Annotated in this window: 14 protein-coding genes and 1 riboswitch; of the genes, 8 read left to right on the forward strand and 6 right to left on the reverse strand. The window is 67.9% G+C overall.

Annotated features, from left to right (window positions below):
* Window positions 1-12 precede the first annotated feature (12 nt).
* The 8 genes from secA2 to gcvP all read left to right on the forward strand — a co-directional run bounded on the left by secA2 (window position 13) and on the right by gcvP (window position 9759).
* A complete protein-coding gene (secA2, locus tag GKZ92_RS10390; RefSeq protein WP_040004407.1) occupies window positions 13-2373 on the forward strand; it encodes an accessory Sec system translocase SecA2 in 2361 nt (786 codons plus the stop codon).
* Complete coding sequence (locus GKZ92_RS10395; protein WP_006360903.1) at window positions 2370-2996, forward strand: CDP-alcohol phosphatidyltransferase family protein; 627 nt, start codon at window positions 2370-2372, stop codon at window positions 2994-2996. The genes secA2 and GKZ92_RS10395 overlap by 4 nt, the downstream gene beginning before the upstream one ends.
* Before the next feature lie 20 nt (window positions 2997-3016).
* Complete coding sequence (gene gcvH / locus GKZ92_RS10400; RefSeq protein ID WP_006360904.1) at window positions 3017-3421, forward strand: glycine cleavage system protein GcvH; 405 nt, start codon at window positions 3017-3019, stop codon at window positions 3419-3421.
* 349 nt (window positions 3422-3770) lie between these two features.
* Window positions 3771-4223 carry a glycogen accumulation regulator GarA gene (gene garA, locus GKZ92_RS10405; protein ID WP_005199386.1) on the forward strand — a complete coding sequence of 151 codons (453 nt, stop codon included), beginning with the start codon at window positions 3771-3773 and terminating at the stop codon, window positions 4221-4223.
* A gap of 42 nt (window positions 4224-4265) precedes the next feature.
* On the forward strand, window positions 4266-4952 hold the full coding sequence (gene ftsR / locus GKZ92_RS10410; protein ID WP_006360905.1) for a transcriptional regulator FtsR: 687 nt from the start codon (window positions 4266-4268) through the stop codon (window positions 4950-4952).
* A 157-nt stretch (window positions 4953-5109) separates the two neighbouring features.
* Complete coding sequence (locus tag GKZ92_RS10415) at window positions 5110-5622, forward strand: bifunctional nuclease family protein (protein ID WP_006360906.1); 513 nt, start codon at window positions 5110-5112, stop codon at window positions 5620-5622.
* Window positions 5623-5877: 255 nt separating this feature from the next.
* On the forward strand, window positions 5878-6519 hold the full coding sequence (locus GKZ92_RS10420) for a MerR family transcriptional regulator (RefSeq protein ID WP_006360907.1): 642 nt from the start codon (window positions 5878-5880) through the stop codon (window positions 6517-6519).
* A gap of 97 nt (window positions 6520-6616) precedes the next feature.
* Window positions 6617-6715, forward strand: a riboswitch (glycine riboswitch).
* Window positions 6716-6888: 173 nt separating this feature from the next.
* Window positions 6889-9759 (forward strand): aminomethyl-transferring glycine dehydrogenase, encoded by a 2871-nt coding sequence (gcvP, locus tag GKZ92_RS10425; protein WP_035752286.1) that lies wholly within the window; start codon window positions 6889-6891, stop codon window positions 9757-9759.
* Between the two features lie 3 nt (window positions 9760-9762).
* On the opposite strand, the gene GKZ92_RS10430 is transcribed toward gcvP, so the two are convergent.
* The 6 genes from GKZ92_RS10430 to GKZ92_RS10455 form a co-directional block, all read right to left on the reverse strand.
* Window positions 9763-10995 (reverse strand): substrate-binding domain-containing protein, encoded by a 1233-nt coding sequence (locus tag GKZ92_RS10430; protein WP_006360909.1) that lies wholly within the window; start codon window positions 10993-10995, stop codon window positions 9763-9765.
* 135 nt (window positions 10996-11130) lie between these two features.
* Window positions 11131-13323 carry a malate synthase G gene (locus GKZ92_RS10435; protein WP_155225233.1) on the reverse strand — a complete coding sequence of 731 codons (2193 nt, stop codon included), beginning with the start codon at window positions 13321-13323 and terminating at the stop codon, window positions 11131-11133.
* A gap of 75 nt (window positions 13324-13398) precedes the next feature.
* The gene (locus GKZ92_RS10440) at window positions 13399-14289 is read right to left on the reverse strand and encodes a hypothetical protein (protein WP_006360911.1); all 891 of its coding nucleotides are present in this window, start codon (window positions 14287-14289) and stop codon (window positions 13399-13401) included.
* A complete protein-coding gene (locus GKZ92_RS10445) occupies window positions 14286-15359 on the reverse strand; it encodes a hemolysin family protein (protein WP_006360912.1) in 1074 nt (357 codons plus the stop codon). The genes GKZ92_RS10440 and GKZ92_RS10445 overlap by 4 nt, the downstream gene beginning before the upstream one ends.
* Window positions 15352-16773, reverse strand: coding sequence for a hemolysin family protein (locus GKZ92_RS10450; RefSeq protein ID WP_006360913.1), 1422 nt, complete (start codon window positions 16771-16773; stop codon window positions 15352-15354). Before GKZ92_RS10450 ends, GKZ92_RS10445 begins: the two co-directional genes overlap by 8 nt.
* Window position 16774: 1 nt before the next feature.
* Window positions 16775-18208: a GuaB1 family IMP dehydrogenase-related protein gene (locus GKZ92_RS10455; RefSeq protein WP_006360914.1), complete on the reverse strand. Its 1434-nt coding sequence runs from the start codon at window positions 18206-18208 to the stop codon at window positions 16775-16777.
* Window positions 18209-18221 lie beyond the last annotated feature (13 nt).

Raw genomic sequence — 18221 nt, forward strand, 5'->3', positions numbered from 1 at the left:
AGAAGTGTTTCGGTGGGAAAGCTGAGCAACAGCATGTGGCGACTTCTGGGCGCCCAGTCGACTCGCAACCAGTCGAAGTCGCTGAGTGTGATCAAGGAGGCCGAGACCCACACCGATTGGGCAGCCGAACTCGCCGACGACGCCTTCGTCGGTGAGGCCGAGAAGCTCGACATCGGGTCCAAGCCCGGCGACCGGGCGAAGTTCCTGGCGCTCGTCCGGGAGGCCGCGGACCGCTCGATCAACCTGCGCCCCTTCGACGTCCAGCTGCAGGGCGCGCTGCGTCTCCTCGAGGGCGACATCGTCGAGATGGCCACCGGTGAGGGCAAGACGCTCGCCGGTGCGATCGCCGCGATCGGGTATGTCCTCGAAGGACACCAGGTCCATGTCATCTCGGTCAACGACTACCTCGCCACCCGCGACGCCGAGTGGATGAAGCCGCTCTTCGACGTCTTCGGCATTGCGGTGCATGCCATCTCGGAGAACTCCAGCCGCGAGGAGCGTCGACGCGCCTACGCCGGCGACGTCACCTACGGTTCGGTCAACGAGATCGGATTCGACGTCCTCCGCGACCAGCTGGCCCTGTCCGAGGCCGACCTCGTCTCACCCAAGCCCGACGTCGCGATCATCGACGAGGCCGACTCGGTGCTCGTCGACGAGGCACTCGTGCCGCTGGTGCTGGCCGGATCGACCGAGACCGAGGTTCCCGACCAGGCCATCCACGACGTGGTGTCGCGGATGAAGAAGAAGCACTACGAGGTCGACGCCGAGGGCCGCAACGTGACGCTCACCGACGAGGGTGCGGCCTTCGTCGAGGAGGAACTCGGCGGGATCAACCTCTACAGCGAGGAACACGTCGGCTCCACGCTCGTGCACGTCAGCATCGCGATGCACGCCCACTACCTGCTGGAACGCGACATCCATTACATCGTCCGCGACGGCGGGGTCCACCTGATCAACGCCTCGCGCGGCCGCGTGGCCCAGCTGCAGCGTTGGCCGGACGGCGTCCAGGCGGCCGTCGAACTCAAGGAGGGGCTCGCCCAGACCGACTCGGGCGAGGTCATCGACACCATCACGGTGCAGGCGCTCATCGGCCGCTACCCGAAGGTGTGCGGCATGACCGGTACGGCGCTCGCCGCCGGAGAGCAGTTCCGGCAGTTCTACGACCTCCGGGTGTCGCAGATCCCGCCGAACACCGAGAACATCCGCACCGATCTGCCCGACCGGGTCTACGACACCAAGGCCAACAAGGTCGAGGCGATCGTGGCCTACGTCAAGGAGATCCACGAGACCGGCCAGCCGGTCCTCATCGGCACCCACGACGTCGCCGAGTCCGAGGAGCTCGCGTACTTCCTCGAGAAGGCGGGTGTGTCGTCGGTGGTCCTCAACGCCAAGAACGACGCGCAGGAGGCGAAGATCATCGCCGAGGCCGGCGCGCTGAACGCGGTGACGGTCTCGACGCAGATGGCTGGTCGTGGTACCGACATCCGGCTGGGCGGCTCGGCCGACGACGCCGCCGCCCGCGACGCGGTCGTCGAGCTCGGTGGACTGTGCGTGGTCGGCACCGGACGGCACGACACCGAGCGTCTCGACAGCCAGTTGCGGGGTCGCGCCGGACGCCAGGGCGACCCCGGCACGTCGGTCTTCTTCTCCAGCCTCGAGGACCCGGTCGTCACCAAGAACCTCGCGTTCAAGCGTGATCCGGTGTCGCCCAACGAGGACGGCTCGATGGGCAGCAAGGGCATCGACCTCATCGAGCAGGCGCAGCGGATCGCCGAGGGCGTCCGCCTGGAGTTGCACGCCAACACCTGGCGCTACAACAAGCTCGTCAACCAGCAGCGCGACATCATCGTCGACCGGCGCATGAAGATCCTCACCACGGACACCGCGCTCGACGAGCTCGCCGAACTCGAACCGGAGCGCTACGCCGAACTGACGGGGGAGAAGCCCACGACGTCGGGCGACGCGGAGAAGTCGGACGAAACGTCGAAGGCCGCCACCGAGACCGTGCCGCGAGAGGTGCTGAGCCAGGCGGCCCGCGAGATCGTGCTCTACCACCTCGACCGTGCGTGGGCAGACCATCTCGCGTTCGTCTCCGATGTCCGGGCGAGCATCCATCTGCGGTCGTTGGGTAAGGAGAGCCCGCTCGACGAGTTCCACCGGATGATCCTCGCGGAGTTCTCCGATCTGCCCGCCAAGGCGCTCGAGAAGGCACGGGAGACGTTCCGGGAGGCCGAGATCACCGCGGACGGAGTCGACCTCGGTTCCTCGGATCTGCACCGCTCGACGACGACGTGGACCTACATGGTCCACGACAACCTCTTCTCCTCCGGCGGGGCGAAGACGCTGCAGGGCATCATCGGGATCTTCCGGTGACCGAACCGGAGGCGGCACCCACGCCGGCTCCGGACCGGATCGTGACGGTGCCGAACGCGCTCAGCGTGCTTCGGCTCGTCCTCATCCCGGTCTTCCTCTGGCTGCTGCTCGTCGAGAAGGCCGACGGGTGGGCGTTCGCGGTGTTGATCTTCTCCGGGGTCTCCGACTGGCTCGACGGGAAACTCGCGCGGCTGCTCGATCAGTCCTCGCGGATCGGGGCCCTGCTCGACCCGGCGGCCGACCGGCTGTACATCGTGATCATCCCGCTGGCCTTCGGCGTGCGGGAGTTCATCCCGTGGTGGCTCATCGGCATCATCATCGGGCGCGACGTACTGCTGTTCGCCACGGCACCGCTGCTGCGCTCGCGCGGTGTGTTCGCACTCCCGGTGCTCTACATCGGCAAGGCGGCGACCTTCGCGCTGATGAGCGCGTTCCCGTGGCTGCTCGCCGGACAGATCGATGCGGTGAGCGGCTTCGCCTACCCGATCGGGTGGGCGTTCATGATCTGGGGCGTGGGGCTCTACCTGTGGTCCTTCGTCCTGTACTGGTATCAGACGATCCTGGTGATGCGACACATGCCGTCGCGCCGTCAGGCCGACACCTCCCCAGACAGTAGAGTCTGACGGGAACGAAAGGGGCCCTTGTGACCGACAGCAAAGTGCCAGAAGACCTGCGCTATACCGCAGAACATGAGTGGATCGAGAAGATCGGGCCGACGGCCGTGCGCATCGGCATCACCGACTTCGCGCAGGATGCGCTCGGCGACGTGGTGTTCGTGCAGCTGCCCGACTCCGGTGCAGAGGTCACCGTCGGCGAGTCCTTCGCCGAGGTCGAGTCGACCAAGAGTGTCTCCGACATCTTCGGGCCGTTGACCGGTACCGTCAGCGCGGTCAACGACGCACTGGACGCCTCACCGGAACTGGTCAATTCGGACCCGTACGGTGAGGGCTGGCTGGTGGAGATCGAGGCCGCCGACGAGGCGACCCTCGACGAGCAACTGGGTGATGTTCTCGACGCCGCGGGCTACCGCGCCGTCATCGAAGGGTAGGACTTCCCGCCGATACGCCCCGGTGGCTCTGATCGACCTGGCTGATCGCCCCGGTGACGATATGATCGACCGTGCCGGAGTCGACTCGCTCGCCGGTGCGATCGACATGACCGGTACGGTTACGGCAGTGGGAAAGAGGCGTGACGTGAACCAACTTCGCGATCATGCACCGAGATCTACCCGTCCGCACATGTCATGTAGATTCAACCGGCCATCGTGGCGAGAGCCGACTCCGAGCCGACGCGAGACCGCGATCGGGACCGGAGACGTGGACGGCCGGACAGTGCGGCTGGCCGAACAGTGCGGTGTGCACTGACAGTGCGATTGCACTGACGACGACGAAGGAGAAGTGGTGAGCGAAAACGACAGGGACTTCGAGGCGCCGGTGGAGACCACCTCGGTGTTCCGGGAGGAGTTCATCAATGAACTCGATGCCGGAACCAGCACCTCGAGTGAGCCGGCCGAGACGGGAGTCGAGCGACTCGCTCCCGGGACCGCGCTGCTTGTCGTGAAGCGGGGACCCAACGCGGGATCGCGGTTCCTCCTCGACCAGCCGACGACCTCCGCAGGTCGGCATCCCGACAGCGACATCTTCCTCGACGATGTGACGGTCAGCCGTCGTCACGCGGAATTCCGTCTCGGCGACAACGAGTTTCAGGTCGTCGACGTGGGCAGCCTCAACGGCACCTACGTCAACCGGGAGCCCGTCGACACCGCATCGCTGAGCAACGGCGACGAAGTCCAGATCGGCAAGTTCCGTCTGGTCTTCCTCAGCGGACCACGCGACGAAGCCGACGCCTGATACGTCGTGACGGCGTCCACAGCCCCCCGCGGCGAGGGATCGATGTCCATCGGCACGGTCCTCGCCCAGTTGCGTGATGACTTCCCAGACATCACGATCTCGAAGATCCGGTTCCTGGAATCGGAGGGTCTGGTGACCCCGGAGCGGGCGCCGTCCGGCTATCGGCGATTCAGCGAAGCCGACTGTGAACGGTTGCGCTTCGTACTGACCGCCCAGCGGGACCGGTATCTCCCGCTGAAGGTCATCAAGGAACAGCTCGACGCGATCGACAACGGGAACGGTGGCTTCGGTTCCGGCGGGACCGTGGCGTTGTCCACGGCCCGCGGCACCGTGGCCCCCGCAACCGATTTCGGTGCGCGCGCCGGGCGGGTGTCCCGGGAGACGCTGATCGAGCGCACGGGCGTCGACTCGGCGTTCGTGACCGAACTGCAGCGCAACGGACTGCTGACCCCCGGACCGGCCGGCTTCTTCGACGAGGATGCGGTGCGCCTCGTCGAGGCCGCCGCGGCGCTGGCCAGCTATGGACTCGAGACGCGCCATCTGCGTGCCTTCAAGGTGTCCGCGGACCGGGAGGCCGGTCTGGTCGCCCAGATCGCCAACCCCATAGCCAAGGGCAAGGGGACCGGTGCGCGAGACCGCGCCGAGGAACTCGTCCGCGAGATCGCGGCGCTGTCGGTGACCCTGCACACGCAGTTGGTCAAGTCGGCCGTCCGCGACGTGCTCGACTGAACTCTTCCTCGACCAGCACACTCCGCGTTCCCCGGGGTCCTCATCGGGCCGGAATGATCGTGTCGCGCAGCAGCGAGTCGGCCGCCGTGTATCGCCTGAGCGGTGTAGCGTCGAGGTCATCAATCGATCGCCCTACGAGGCGTCTGGGAGGTGCGAGATGAGCGAGATGCGTGTGGTGGGCATCAGGGTCGAGCCCCCGCAGAGTCAGCCCGTGCTCCTACTCCGTGAGGTCGACGGCGAGCGCTACCTGCCGATCTGGATCGGACAGAGTGAGGCCGCGTCGATCGCCTTGCGTCAGAAGGGGATCGAGCCGCCCCGCCCGCTGACCCACGACCTGATCGTGAACCTCATCCGCGAGTTCGGCCAGACGCTCCTCGAGGTGCGCATCGTCGACATGCAAGAGGGCACCTTCTATGCCGAGATGATCTTCTCGGGCGATCTCCGGGTGTCCGCGCGGCCGTCGGATTCCATCGCCGTCGCGATGCGTGCCGAGGTGCCGATCATCGCCGACGAAGAGGTCCTCGCCGAGGCCGGTCTGCTGATCCCGGAAGAGGAGCCCGAGGACGCCACCGCCGAGTCGGTCGACGGGACCAAAGAGGACGAGGTCGAGAAGTTCAAGGAATTCCTCGACAACGTCTCGCCCGACGATTTCAAGGCCAGCGGCGCCTGAGGCTGTACCCGGTCACGGAACGGCAACCGAGAGGTCACCGTATGTCTCAATCTCAACTTGAGGTTGAGCCACATGGCGCGTCGCGTTGATCCGGTGTCCCGCGCGGCATAGCGTCAAACCCGACATCGAGCACCACTCACGGGCCGATGAAGATGTGATCGGCTGACCCGAGCAGGGCCTGGACCGCGTACTGTGGACGTGGATGTCAGGCATGTGATGCGGCATCCGGTCCGAGCTTTGCGAGGGAGACATCAAGTGGGCGATCGTCCGGTCGACAGTGAAGTGACGTCGAGCGACCCGTCACCCGACCACGCTGTGTCCGATCGCCCCGCGGGCCCGACCCAGGGCAGCCTCGAGGAGATCGCACCGGGTCTCTTCCCCGACGACACCGTGCCCGACGAGCTCGTCGGCTACCGCGTGCCGAGTGCCTGCCAGATCGCCGGCATCACCTACCGCCAGCTCGACTACTGGGCTCGCACCTCGCTGGTCGTCCCGTCGATCCGCGGCGCCGCCGGCTCGGGCAGCCAGCGTCTGTACTCGTTCAAGGACATCCTCGTCCTCAAGATCGTCAAGCGACTGCTCGACACCGGCATCTCGCTGCAGAACATCCGTGTCGCCGTCGACCACCTCCGCAAGCGTGGCGTCGAGGATCTGGCGAAGATCACCCTGTTCTCCGACGGCACGACCGTCTACGAATGCACCTCCGCCGAAGAGGTGGTCGACCTCCTCCAGGGTGGGCAGGGAGTGTTCGGCATCGCGGTCAGCGGTGCGATGCGCGAGCTGACCGGCACCATCGCCGATTTCCCGGGGGAACGCGCCGACGGCGGCGTCAGCGAGACGGCACCCGAGGACGAGCTCGCGGCGCGACGCAAGAGCCGCACCCGTCGCACCGGTTAGCACCGCCCCTCACAGCATCCCGTCACGTGATCCTCACGACTCTCGCGATGTCGTCTGGACCAACACGGCAACGACCTGCGTACACTGGTGCGCGCGTCGCTACGCCACGGGAGAGCGTCACCGAGCAGTACGGGTGACCGCCGAAGGAGCAACACCTCTCCGTCAAACTCTCAGGCACCCGGACCGTGGTGGTGACGGCGTCTCTGGAAAGTGACGATCAGTCGTCCGCCCACGGTGAAAGGTCGTCACGCAACGTCGCGTGGCACCGAATCTCTCAGGCGTCCTCCCGGCCACCGGCCGGCGACATGACAGAGGGGGAGGGCGAGCCTGCCGGCACCGCGCCGGCGCCTGCGAGAGGTTGCCCTCATCATGCCCTCAGCCGACCCGTCGTCAGCGCCAGTCACCTTCGTGGACCGCCACGTCGGACCCGACCCCGACGAGACGCAGCGCATGCTCTCGGTGATCGGTGTGTCGTCGCTCGACGAACTGGCCCATCGCGCCATCCCCGCGGTCATCGCGGACGAACTCGACTCGAACGTGCTGGGCGCACTGCCGCAGCCGCAGAGTGAGAGCGAGGTGCTCGCCGAGCTCAGCGGGCTCGCGGCCCGTAACACCGTGGCCCGTTCGATGATCGGCCTCGGCTACTACGGCACCCACACGCCCGGCGTCATCCTGCGCAACGTCCTGGAGAACCCGGCCTGGTACACCGCGTACACGCCGTACCAGCCGGAGATCAGCCAGGGACGCCTCGAGGCGCTGCTGAACTTCCAGACCATGGTCGCCGACCTCACCGGCATGGAGGTGGCGAACGCGTCGATGCTCGACGAGGCCACCGCGGCCGCCGAGGCGATGACGTTGCTTCGGCGCGCCGGCAAGTCCAAGTCGCCACGTGTCGTCGTCGACGCCGATCTCTTCCCGCAGACCCGTGCGGTGATCGAGACCCGCGCCGAGCCGCTCGGCATCGCGGTCGTCGAGGCGTCGCTGGATTCGGAGCGGCCGGACCACGGCCTGCCCGACGGCGACTTCTTCGGCGTCATCCTGCAGGTGCCCGGCGCGTCGGGCCGCATCGTCGACGCCGCTCCGATCATCGCCGCCGCGCACGAACGTGGCGCCCTGGTCGCGGTCGGTGGCGACCTCCTCGCACTGACGCTCATCACGCCGCCGGGGGAGCAGGGCGCGGATGCGTGCTTCGGCACCACGCAGCGTTTCGGCGTGCCGATGGGCTTCGGCGGTCCGCACGCCGGTTACCTCGCGGTCGGTTCGAAGCACGCCCGCCAGCTGCCGGGGCGACTGGTCGGCATCTCCAAGGACGCCGACGGCAACCTCGCCTACCGCCTGGCCTTGCAGACCCGTGAGCAGCACATTCGCCGTGAGAAGGCCACCAGCAACATCTGTACGGCGCAGGTTCTGCTCGCCGTGATGGCCGCAATGTACGCGTCATACCACGGACCGGAGGGGCTCCGGGCCATCGCGCGCCGCACCCACGACGCCGCGGTCCGCCTGGCGAACTCGCTGGCGGCGGGCGGCTTCTCGGTCGCACACGGCTCGTTCTTCGACACCGTCGAGGTCCGTGCTCCCGGCCAGGCCGATGTGATCATCGCCCAGGCTCGCCGCGAGGGCATCAACCTCCGCCGCGTCGACACCGACACCGTCTCCATCGCCTGCGACGAGACCACCACCGAGGCCGACCTCGACGGTGTACTGCGGGCGTTCGGCGCCACCGGTGTGCAACCGCTCGACTTCGCCCAGCCCATCGAGAACCGCACCAGCGAGTACCTGACGCACCCGGCGTTCAACCGGTACCGCACCGAGACGGCGATGCTGCGCTACCTGCGGGCCTTGTCCGACAAGGACATCGCGCTCGACCGCAGCATGATTCCGCTCGGCTCCTGCACCATGAAGCTCAACGCGACCACGGAGATGGAACCCATCACCTGGCCCGGGTTCGCCGGTCTCCACCCGTTCGCGCCGGTGGAGGACACCGTCGGCATCCGCGAGCTGATCTCCACCCTCGAGGACTGGCTCGTCGCCGTCACCGGCTACGACCGCGTGAGCCTGCAGCCGAACGCGGGGTCGCAGGGTGAGTTCGCCGGACTGCTCGCGATCCGGGGGTACCACCGCAGCCGGGGCGACATCGACCGCGACATCTGCCTGATCCCGTCGAGCGCCCACGGCACCAACGCCGCGTCGGCGGTCATGGCGGGCATGCGCGTCGTCGTGGTCGGCTGCCGGGAGAACGGCGACGTCGATCTCGAGGATCTGCGCGCGAAGATCGCCGCGAACGAGGGCCGGATCGCGGCCATCATGATCACCTACCCGTCGACGCACGGCGTTTTCGAGCACGACATCCGCGACATCTGCGGTGCCGTCCACGACGCCGGCGGCCAGGTCTACGTCGACGGTGCCAACCTCAACGCCCTGGTCGGCGTGGCACGTCCGGGTCATTTCGGCGGCGACGTCAGCCACCTGAACCTGCACAAGACCTTCTGCATCCCGCACGGCGGCGGCGGCCCGGGCGTGGGTCCGGTTGCGGTACGCGAGCACCTCGCACCGTTCCTGCCCGGGCACCCCCTCGCCGACGAATTGCCCGGCACCGCGACCATCGCCGCGGCACCGTACGGGTCGGCGACGATCCTGCCGATCACCTACGCCTACATCGCGATGATGGGTGCGGCCGGTCTACGCCGGGCGACGCTGACGGCCATCACCGCGGCGAACTACGTCGCCAAGCGGCTCGGCGACCACTACCCGGTGCTCTACACCGGCGAGGGCGGCTTCGTCGCGCACGAGTGCATTCTCGACCTCAGGGCGATCACCAAGGAGACCGGCGTTTCGGTCGACGATGTGGCAAAGCGCTTGGCCGACTATGGTTTCCACGCGCCGACCATGAGCTTCCCGGTGGCCGGCACGTTGATGGTCGAGCCCACCGAGAGCGAGAATCTCGACGAGATCGACGCGTTCTGCGACGCCATGATCGCCATCCGCGAGGAGATCGACCGGGTCGGCAGCGGCGAGTGGCCGGTCGACGACAACCCGCTGCGCGGGGCACCGCACACCGCCGAGGCGCTGGTGGGCGAGTGGGACCACCCGTACTCGCGAGAGATCGCGGTCTACCCGCAGGGACTCCCGTCGGCCGGTGCCCGGGCCAAGGTGTGGCCCTCGGTGCGTCGTATCGACGGCGTGTACGGCGACCGCAACCTGGTGTGCAGCTGCGCGCCGATCGAGGCCTACAGCAGCTGAGGGCTACCCGCCCGCGGTTCCCGAAGGTGCCGGCGAGACCGCAGAGCTCGCCGGCACACTCGTCGGTCCGTAGACGACGCGGTTGATGGCGACGATCGCGCCGTCCTCCGGCGTGGGCATCGGATCGCGGGTTCGCGGGAAGGTGACCGTGGCGGTGGCCGACGGCATCGGGGCGTCGCCGCGGAAGCCGAGTTCGGTGAGCAGCTTCAGCTGTTCGGGCTGTGATGCGTAGGAGATGAAGTCCGCGACCGCGTCGGCCGCGACGTCTCCGACCTCCGGGCCGGAGAGACGGATGATCGGGTAGTCCGCGATCGGCGTCGGTCCGGACGGGATCACCTCTGACAGCCGCGCGGGCTGGTCGGTCTTGGTGATCTGGTACAGCCGCTGCTCGGTGATCGGCACGGCGTGGATCTCGGCTTTGGCCGGGTCGGCGGCATTGGCGATCGCGGTGGCCGCGCCCTGCGGGGTTCCATCGGGCGAGAGCGGCGCGCCGCCGAGCATCGCCTTCACGCTGGAGGTCACCCGCGGCGACTCGGCGTCGGCGGTGGTCAGCGGGCCGGTCGTCCGTGTCACGCGGGTGGCGACGGCCTGCGCCGCCAGTGCACTGGCATCGGACTGGGCGCCGATCGGCATCGCCATGCGCAACGAGCCCCAGCCCTGCAGGCCGAACTCGGTGAGCGAGGCGTCGCGTTGCTGCAGGAGCGGGATCTGCGACCAGTCGAGCTGGTCGCCGGCGGCCTTGGCGAGTTCGGGCGAGACCGCGAGAACGACCGGTGTCGAGACGAGTGAACGGGAGTTGCCCTCGATCAGATCGGGTTTGGCCGTGGCCAGATCCGCCGACCACACCGACGACTGCGGCACCCAGGCAGCGGGGTAGGCACCCATCGACTCGGCGTCCCACTTCCCGGTCAGGCCGTCGAGGGTGATCTTCGCGTCGCCGGGCCGGACGGCGATGGTGACGCAGTGGTCGCGGACCACCGGTTTCGTGTTCGTGAAGGAGGTCGCGATCGCGGCGAGCCCGGGTGCGATGTCGGGGTCGGCGATGATCGGCACCGACGTGGCGCCCTCGACGCATTGGGCGGCGGCGTCGTCGGCCTGCCGGTTGATGCGGTCACCGAGGTCGCGCCAGGTGACCACGATGGCGGCGACGAGCAGAATCGACAGCAGTGCGAAGACGACACCTCGGCTGACGCCACGGTTGCGGATACTCTCGCCGCGGTTCCGATGATGTGCCAACGCCGATGCCCTCCCTGCTCTGAGCGTGCTGTCCCCGGGCTCCACCCGGTCGATGTGCAGCGCAGGGTACGACGATACGCCGTGCCGGTCCACCGGGGACCGGCACGGTCGTATCAGTGCGTCGTGACCGAGGTGTCAGCCGGCCGCGTTGGCGGCCTTGTACTCGCGGCGACGGCGATGCAGGATCGGCTCGGTGTAGCCGCTGGGCTGCGTCGTGCCCTCGAGGATCAGCTCCTTGGCCGCCTGGAAGGCGATGTTGGAGTCGAAGTCCGGGGCCATCGGCTTGTAGGCCTTGTCGCCGGCGTTCTGGCGGTCGACGACCGGGGCCATCCGCTCGAGCGATGCGACGATGTCGGCCTCGGAGACGATGCCGTGGCGCAGCCAGTTCGCCAGCAGCTGGCTGGAGATACGCAGGGTGGCGCGGTCCTCCATCAGTGCGACGTCGTGGATGTCGGGCACCTTCGAGCAGCCGACGCCGGCATCGATCCAGCGGACCACGTAGCCCAGGATCGACTGGCAGTTGTTGTCGAGTTCCTGCTGCTTCTCCTCGTCGGACCAGTCGGTCTTCGCGGCCAGCGGCACGGTGAGGATGTCGTCGACCGACGCCGGGTCGCGCTTGGCGATCTCGTCCTGACGTTCGAAGACGTCGACCTGGTGGTAGTGCAGCGCGTGCAGGGTCGCGGCGGTCGGCGAGGGCACCCATGCGGTGGTGGCGCCGGCCTTGGGGTGACCGATCTTCTGCTCGAGCATGTCGGCCATCAGGTCCGGCATGGCCCACATGCCCTTGCCGATCTGCGCCTTGTGCTGCAGGCCGGCGTGCAGGCCGGTGTCGACGTTGAAGTCCTCGTACGCCGCGATCCACTTCTGCTTTTTCATCTCGGCCTTGCGCACCATGGCGCCGGCCTCCATGGAGGTGTGGATCTCGTCGCCGGTGCGGTCGAGGAAGCCGGTGTTGATGAACACCACGCGCTCCGAGGCGGCCTTGATACATGCCTTCAGGTTGACCGTGGTGCGGCGTTCCTCGTCCATGATGCCGACCTTGAGCGTGTTGGCGGGCAGGCCGAGCACCTGCTCGACGCGACCGAACAGCTCGACGGTGAAGGCGACCTCGTCGGGGCCGTGCATCTTCGGCTTCACGATGTAGACCGAACCGGTCCGCGAGTTCTGCAGACCCTCTGCGCTCAGGCCGTGGATGCCGATCAGCGAGGTGACCAGGCCGTCGAGGATGCCCTCGGGAACCTCATTGCCGTCGGTGTCGAGGATCGCGTCGTTGGTCATCAGGTGACCGACGTTGCGCACGAACAGCAGCGAACGGCCGTGGAGGTCGAAGCCGGTGCCGTCGGGAGCGGTGTACTCGCGGTTGCCGTTGAGCACACGGGTGAAGGTCTTGCCACCCTTGGTGACCTCTTCGGACAGATCGCCCTTGTTCAGGCCCAGCCAGTTGCGGTAGCCGGTGACCTTGTCCTCGGCGTCGACCGCGGCGACCGAGTCCTCGAAGTCCATGATCGTGGTGATCGCGGACTCGACGACGACGTCCTTGATGCCGGCCGGATCGGTGGAACCGATCGGCGAGGAGGGATCGATCTCGATGTCGAGGTGAAGACCGTTGTTGCGCAGCAGGATCGAGGACGGTGAGCCGGCGTCGCCGCGGTAGCCGACGAAGGCGGCCGGATCGGCCAGCGTCGAGGTCGCGCCCCCGTCGAGGGTCACCTGCAGGGCGCCGTCCTGAACGGCGAAGGACCGCACGTCGGTGTAGCTGCACTGCTCGAGCGGGACCGCCTTGTCCAGGAAGTCCTTGGCGTAGGCGATGACCTTGTCGCCGCGCACCTTGTTGTACGACGAACCCTTCTCGGCGCCGTCGGTCTCCGGGATCGCGTCGGTGCCGTACAGGGCGTCGTAGAGCGAACCCCAGCGGGCGTTGGAGGCGTTCAGCGCGAACCGGGCGTTGAGGACCGGCACGACCAGCTGCGGACCGGCGGTCTCGGCGATCTCGCGGTCCACATTGCCGGTGGTGATCTGGAAGTCGGCCGGGACCTCGGCGAGGTAACCGATCTCGGTCAGGAAGGACTTGTAGGCGTCGAAATCCGCAGAGCCCGGGGTGAGGTCGGCGCCCTGGTGATCGCGGTGCCAGGCGTCGATCTTGGTTTGCAGATCGTCGCGGACGGCGAGCAGCTCACGGTTGCGTGGGGCGAGGTCGGCGATCACCGATGCCGCACCCGACCAGAAGGCGTCGGCCTCTACACCGGTACCGGGCAACGCCTCGTTGTTGATGAAGTCGTACAGGACGGAAGCGACCTGCAACCCGTTGACGGTGATCCGGTCCGACATGATTGCCTTTCTCGAGCGAATGAAGACGACATCCATGCTACTAGCCGGTAACGCTGAACCGTACAGGCGTCCTGTTTAGGCGTGGCGAGCGATCTCGGCCAGGTGCGTACACCGCCCCAACACCTCCGCGCGGAGTTGTGTTCCGGCGTCGGCGATGGCCGATTGTTCCCGGACGTATTCGGCTCGTCCGGCGGGGGTCTCGATCGGGACCGGCTCATATCCCAGGTGGCGCAGGTCGTACGGACTCGCACGCATGTCGAGGTCACGAGCGCGCAGCGCCAGTTCGAAGCAGTCGACGGTGAGGTCGGCGGGCAACAGCGGCGCCAGGGTGAAGCAGTGCCGGTAGAGGTCCATGGTCGCGTGCAGGCACCCCGGCTGTTCGTGGTCGATCTGCGACGCACGGTTCAGCTCGTTCTCGTTGCGCGGCCGCGCCGGCTCGGTGAAGAAGCGGTACGCGTCGAAGTGCGTGCAGCGCAACGGCATCTGTTCGACGACCCGGTCGGTGCCGGCGGCACCCAGACGCAAGGGGATGTCGTGCCGGGTCTCGTCGGTGCGGTAGACCATGGCCCACTCGTGGAGCCCGAAGCAGCCCAGCCGGGCCGGACGCGCGGCGGTGGCGTCGAGCAGATCCACCGTGGCCTGCAGTGCGTCGCGGCGGCGTCGGACGTAGTCGATGCCCACGTGCACACCGGAGTCGGCACGTTCGTAGCCGCGCAGGGGCAGGAACTCGTCGGCGTCCTCGAGACGCACGCCGAAGCCCGGATGCCAGCGCAGCACATGGGACGGCCGCGACGAGTAGTAGGTGAACAGGAAGTCGACGACGGGATGCTTGCCGCCCTTGCGGCGCGCCTCCAGGTACGGACCGATGAGCGCGTCGACGCGTCCCTGATGCTCGTCGCGCCGGGCCCGCCACTCGCGGCCCGTCAACACGGTCTGCTCTTCCACGTGCGCGGTCACGGTCGTCACACCCGGTGGGTCTCGTCCCGGACGTTGCCGACGAACTCCTCGACGAGGTCGGCGAGCGGGACGATGCCGATCGTGCGGCCGTTGTCGTCAACGACGGCGCCCAGGTGCGAGCTGGTGCGGCGCAGCACGGTGGTCGCCTCGTCGAGGGGTGTGTTGGACGCGATGACCGGCAGCGGGCGGATCTTGTCGACACCGATGATGGTGTCCGGGCCGATGTGCTCGTCGAGGATCTCGTCGAGGACGTCCTTCAGATGCAGGTAACCGGTGAACGTGCCGTCGGATCCGCGGACCGGGAAGCGGGAGAACCCGGTCTCGCTGACGGCCTTCTCGACGGCGCCGAGTGTCGGGCCGATCCCGCCGGTCGCCGACACCTGGACCTTGACGCTGCGCATCTTCTCGAGGGGGATCATCACCTCGGCGACGGTGCGGCCGATGGACTGCAGAGCGCGGGTGAGGCGCTCGTGTTCCTCGGCATCGATGAGACCTTCCTGCTTGGACTCGCCGAGCATCTGCGCCAGCTCGCCCAGCGACACCGTGGACTCGAGTTCGTCCTTCGGTTCCACGCGCATCAGGCGCAGCGAGATGTTGGCGAGCCAGTTGTAGAAGGAGATGAGCGGACGCACCAGGCGGATGAACATCAGGTGCACCGGGACCAGCAGCATCGCCGCCGACTCGGGTCCCGCGAGGGCGATGTTCTTCGGCACCATCTCACCCAGCAGGATGTGCAGCACCACCACCAGCGACAACGCGATGGCGAACGAGATCGGGTGCAGCAGCGCGTGCGGCACGTGCGCGAGTTCCAGCGGTTTCTCGATGAGGTGCGCGACCGCGGGTTCGCCGACGCGGCCGAGCAGGATCGAACAGATCGTGATGCCCAGCTGGGCGCCGGCCAGCATCAGCGACAGGTTCTCACCGGCCTTGATGACGGTTCGTGCACGACTCTTGCCGCTCTCGGCCAACGCCTCGAGCCGGTCGCGGCGCGCCGAGATCAGCGAGAACTCGGCGCCGACGAAGAAGGCGTTGCCGCCCAGCAGTGCGAAGGCGAGGACGACAGCCCAGAGGTCACCCATCTCCGGCCTCCGTGTCTCGTGGCTCGTCGCCGAGGGAGTCGCCGGCGGGGGCCGGTCGCAATGCGACGACGTCGATGCGTCGGCCGTCCATCTGGGCGACGGTGGCCCGCCAGGTGATGTCGTCGCGGGCTTCGGGCATCTCGGGCGAGTCGTCGTCGCCGTCGCCGACCGGGGAGCGGCGGGGCAGGTCGACGACGTCGTCGACCGTGGGAATGCGTCCGAGGCAGTACATGATCAGGCCGCCGAGCGTGTCGTACGGACCGTCGGGGGCGTGATAGCCGGTCGCGTCGTAGAGCTCGTCGATGCGCAGCAGCCCCGCACAGAGATAGCCGTTGCCGTCGATCGCGACGTCGGCGCGCTCGTCGTCGTGTTCGTCGGTGACGTCGCCGAGGATCTCCTCGATGAGGTCCTCGGTGGTGACGATGCCCGCGGTCCCGCCGTATTCGTCGATGACGACGCACAGCTCCATGCCGTCGGCGCGGATGCGTTGCATCAGAGCGTCGCCGTCGAGGCTGGCGGGGACGCGCGGCACGCTGCGTGCGATCGAGGTGACGCGCGTGGTGGCCTGACGCTCGGGCGGGATGGTGAACGCCTGCTTGATGTGGACCACGCCGACGAGGTCGTCGAGGTCACCGTCGACGACGACGGGGAAACGCGAGTGCCCGGTGCGCGACGACGCCATCACGAGATCGCGGACGGTGTCCTCGCGGTCGAGGGTGTCGATGGTGACTCGCGGCGTCATCAGATCCTCGGCGGTCAGCTCACCGAAGCGCAGCGAACGGTCCACCAGCGTGGCGGTCTGCTCGTCGAGCGCGCCGCGCCGGGCCGAGTTGCGGACCAGCGACACGAGTTCCTGCGGTGAGCGGGCCGAGGCGAGCTCGTCGGTCGGTTCGATGCCCAACCGGCGGACGATCCAGTTCGCGGTGCCGTTGAGTCCGTTGATCGCCCAGCGGAAGACCGCGGAGAACGCCGTCATCGGACCCGATGTGGCACGGGCGACGGCCAGCGACTTGGCGATCGCGAGATTCTTCGGGATCAGCTCACCCAGGACCATCGACAGCGACGTGGCGATGACGAGAGCGAGGATCAGCGACGTCGCCGAGGCGACCGAGGGACTCACCCCGGCCGCTTCCAGCGGCGGCTTGATGATGCGGGCGAGGACGGGTTCGGCGATGTAGCCGGTGATCAGCGTGGTGATCGTGATGCCGAGCTGGGCGCCGGACAACTGGAACGACAGCGTCGAATGCGCGCGCTGCACCAGCCGTGCGCGCCGGTCCCCGCGCTTGGCCACGTCCGCCGAGATCGTCGAGCGTTCCAAGGCGGTCAACGAGAACTCGGCAGCGACGAACAGCGCCGTGCCCAGCGTGAGGGCGATGAAGCCGATCAGGCTGGCGACGAGAAGCAGGATCTCCACGTCACCACCCGCCCGGCAGGGGACGCCCTTCGGCGAAACCGGCGGGCGACTGGACTCCGAGGACGACCTTGTCGTGCAGTTCCCGCAGGTTCCTGGCCCCCGTATAGGTTGCGGTGCTGCGAATCCCGGAACAGATGTGGTCGATGAGGTCCTCGACGCCGGGACGATCGGGATCGAGCCGGATCCGGGACGACGAGATGCCCTCCTCGAAGAGACTCTTGCGGGCACGGTCGTACGGGCTGTCGCCGGTCGACCGCGCGGCCACCGCCCGCTTCGACGCCATACCGAAACTCACCTTGTACGGGCCCTGCTCGTCCTCGAGGAGATCGCCGGGTGATTCGTGGGTGCCCGCGAACCACGAGCCCACCATCACGTTCGACGCACCGGCCGCCAGCGCCAGGGCGATGTCGCGCGGATGACGGACACCGCCGTCGGCCCACACCGACGCACCGTGACTCGCTGCGACCCCGGCACATTCGGCCACCGCGGAGAACTGCGGCCGACCCACGCCGGTCATCATCCGGGTGGTGCACATCGCGCCCGGGCCGACGCCGACCTTGATGATCGACGCGCCGGCGGCGATGAGGTCGAGGGTGCCCTCCGCGGAGACCACGTTGCCCGCCGCGATCGGGACACCGAGTCCCGCATCGGCGACCGACTTCAGTGCGGTCAGCATCTTCTCCTGATGCCCGTGCGCGGTGTCCATGACGAGCACATCGGCACCGGCCGCGACGAGCGCGCGGGCCTTGCCGACCACGTCGCCGTTGATCCCGACGGCCGCGGCGATCCGCAGCTTGCCGGACGCGTCGACGTTCGGTTCGTAGATCGCGTGGCGCAGCGCGCCCACGCGGTTCAGGAGACCCGCCAGCTTGCCGTCGGCGTCGACGAGCACGGCGACGCCGAGGTGGAGGTCGCCGAGCGCGTCGAACACCTCGCGGGGCGGGGTGTCGACGGGCAGGGTGACGATGTCGGGGTCGAGGACCTCGCGGACCCGGGCGAAGCGGTCGACGTCGCGGCACCGCTTCTCGGTGACGACACCCACCGGGCGTCCGTCCTCGGCGACGACCGCGACGCCGTGGGATCGCTTGGGGATCAACGCGACCGCATCGGACACCGAATCCGACGGGGTGAGCGTGACCGGGGTGTCGGCCACGAGGTGGCGCGATTTCACGAACGCGATCGACGACGCGACGGCCTCGATGGGAAGATCCTGCGGGAGGACCACGAGTCCGCCGCGGCGCGCGACCGTCTCGGCCATGCGCTTGCCCGCGACCGCCGTCATGTTCGCCACGACGATCGGGATGGTGGTCCCGCTGCCGTCCGAGGTCGACAGGTCGACATCGAATCGCGAACTGACATCAGACCTGTTGGGGACGATGAAGACATCGTCGTAGGTCAGGTCGTGGGTCGGCCGATGGCCTTCGATGAATCGCACCGGTTCTCGCAGG

It is taken from the genome of Gordonia sp. 135 (assembly GCF_009720185.1).
In the GTDB taxonomy this organism is placed as follows: domain Bacteria; phylum Actinomycetota; class Actinomycetes; order Mycobacteriales; family Mycobacteriaceae; genus Gordonia; species Gordonia alkanivorans.

Coding starts and splice junctions, on each gene's coding strand:
- ftsR (WP_006360905.1), top strand. CDS start 4,266: ATGTCCATCGGCACGGTCCTCGCCCAGTTGCGTGATGACTTCCCAGAC.
- GKZ92_RS10415 (WP_006360906.1), top strand. CDS start 5,110: ATGAGCGAGATGCGTGTGGTGGGCATCAGGGTCGAGCCCCCGCAGAGT.
- gcvP (WP_035752286.1), top strand. CDS start 6,889: ATGCCCTCAGCCGACCCGTCGTCAGCGCCAGTCACCTTCGTGGACCGC.
- GKZ92_RS10435 (WP_155225233.1), bottom strand. CDS start 13,323: ATGTCGGACCGGATCACCGTCAACGGGTTGCAGGTCGCTTCCGTCCTG.
- GKZ92_RS10445 (WP_006360912.1), bottom strand. CDS start 15,359: ATGGGTGACCTCTGGGCTGTCGTCCTCGCCTTCGCACTGCTGGGCGGC.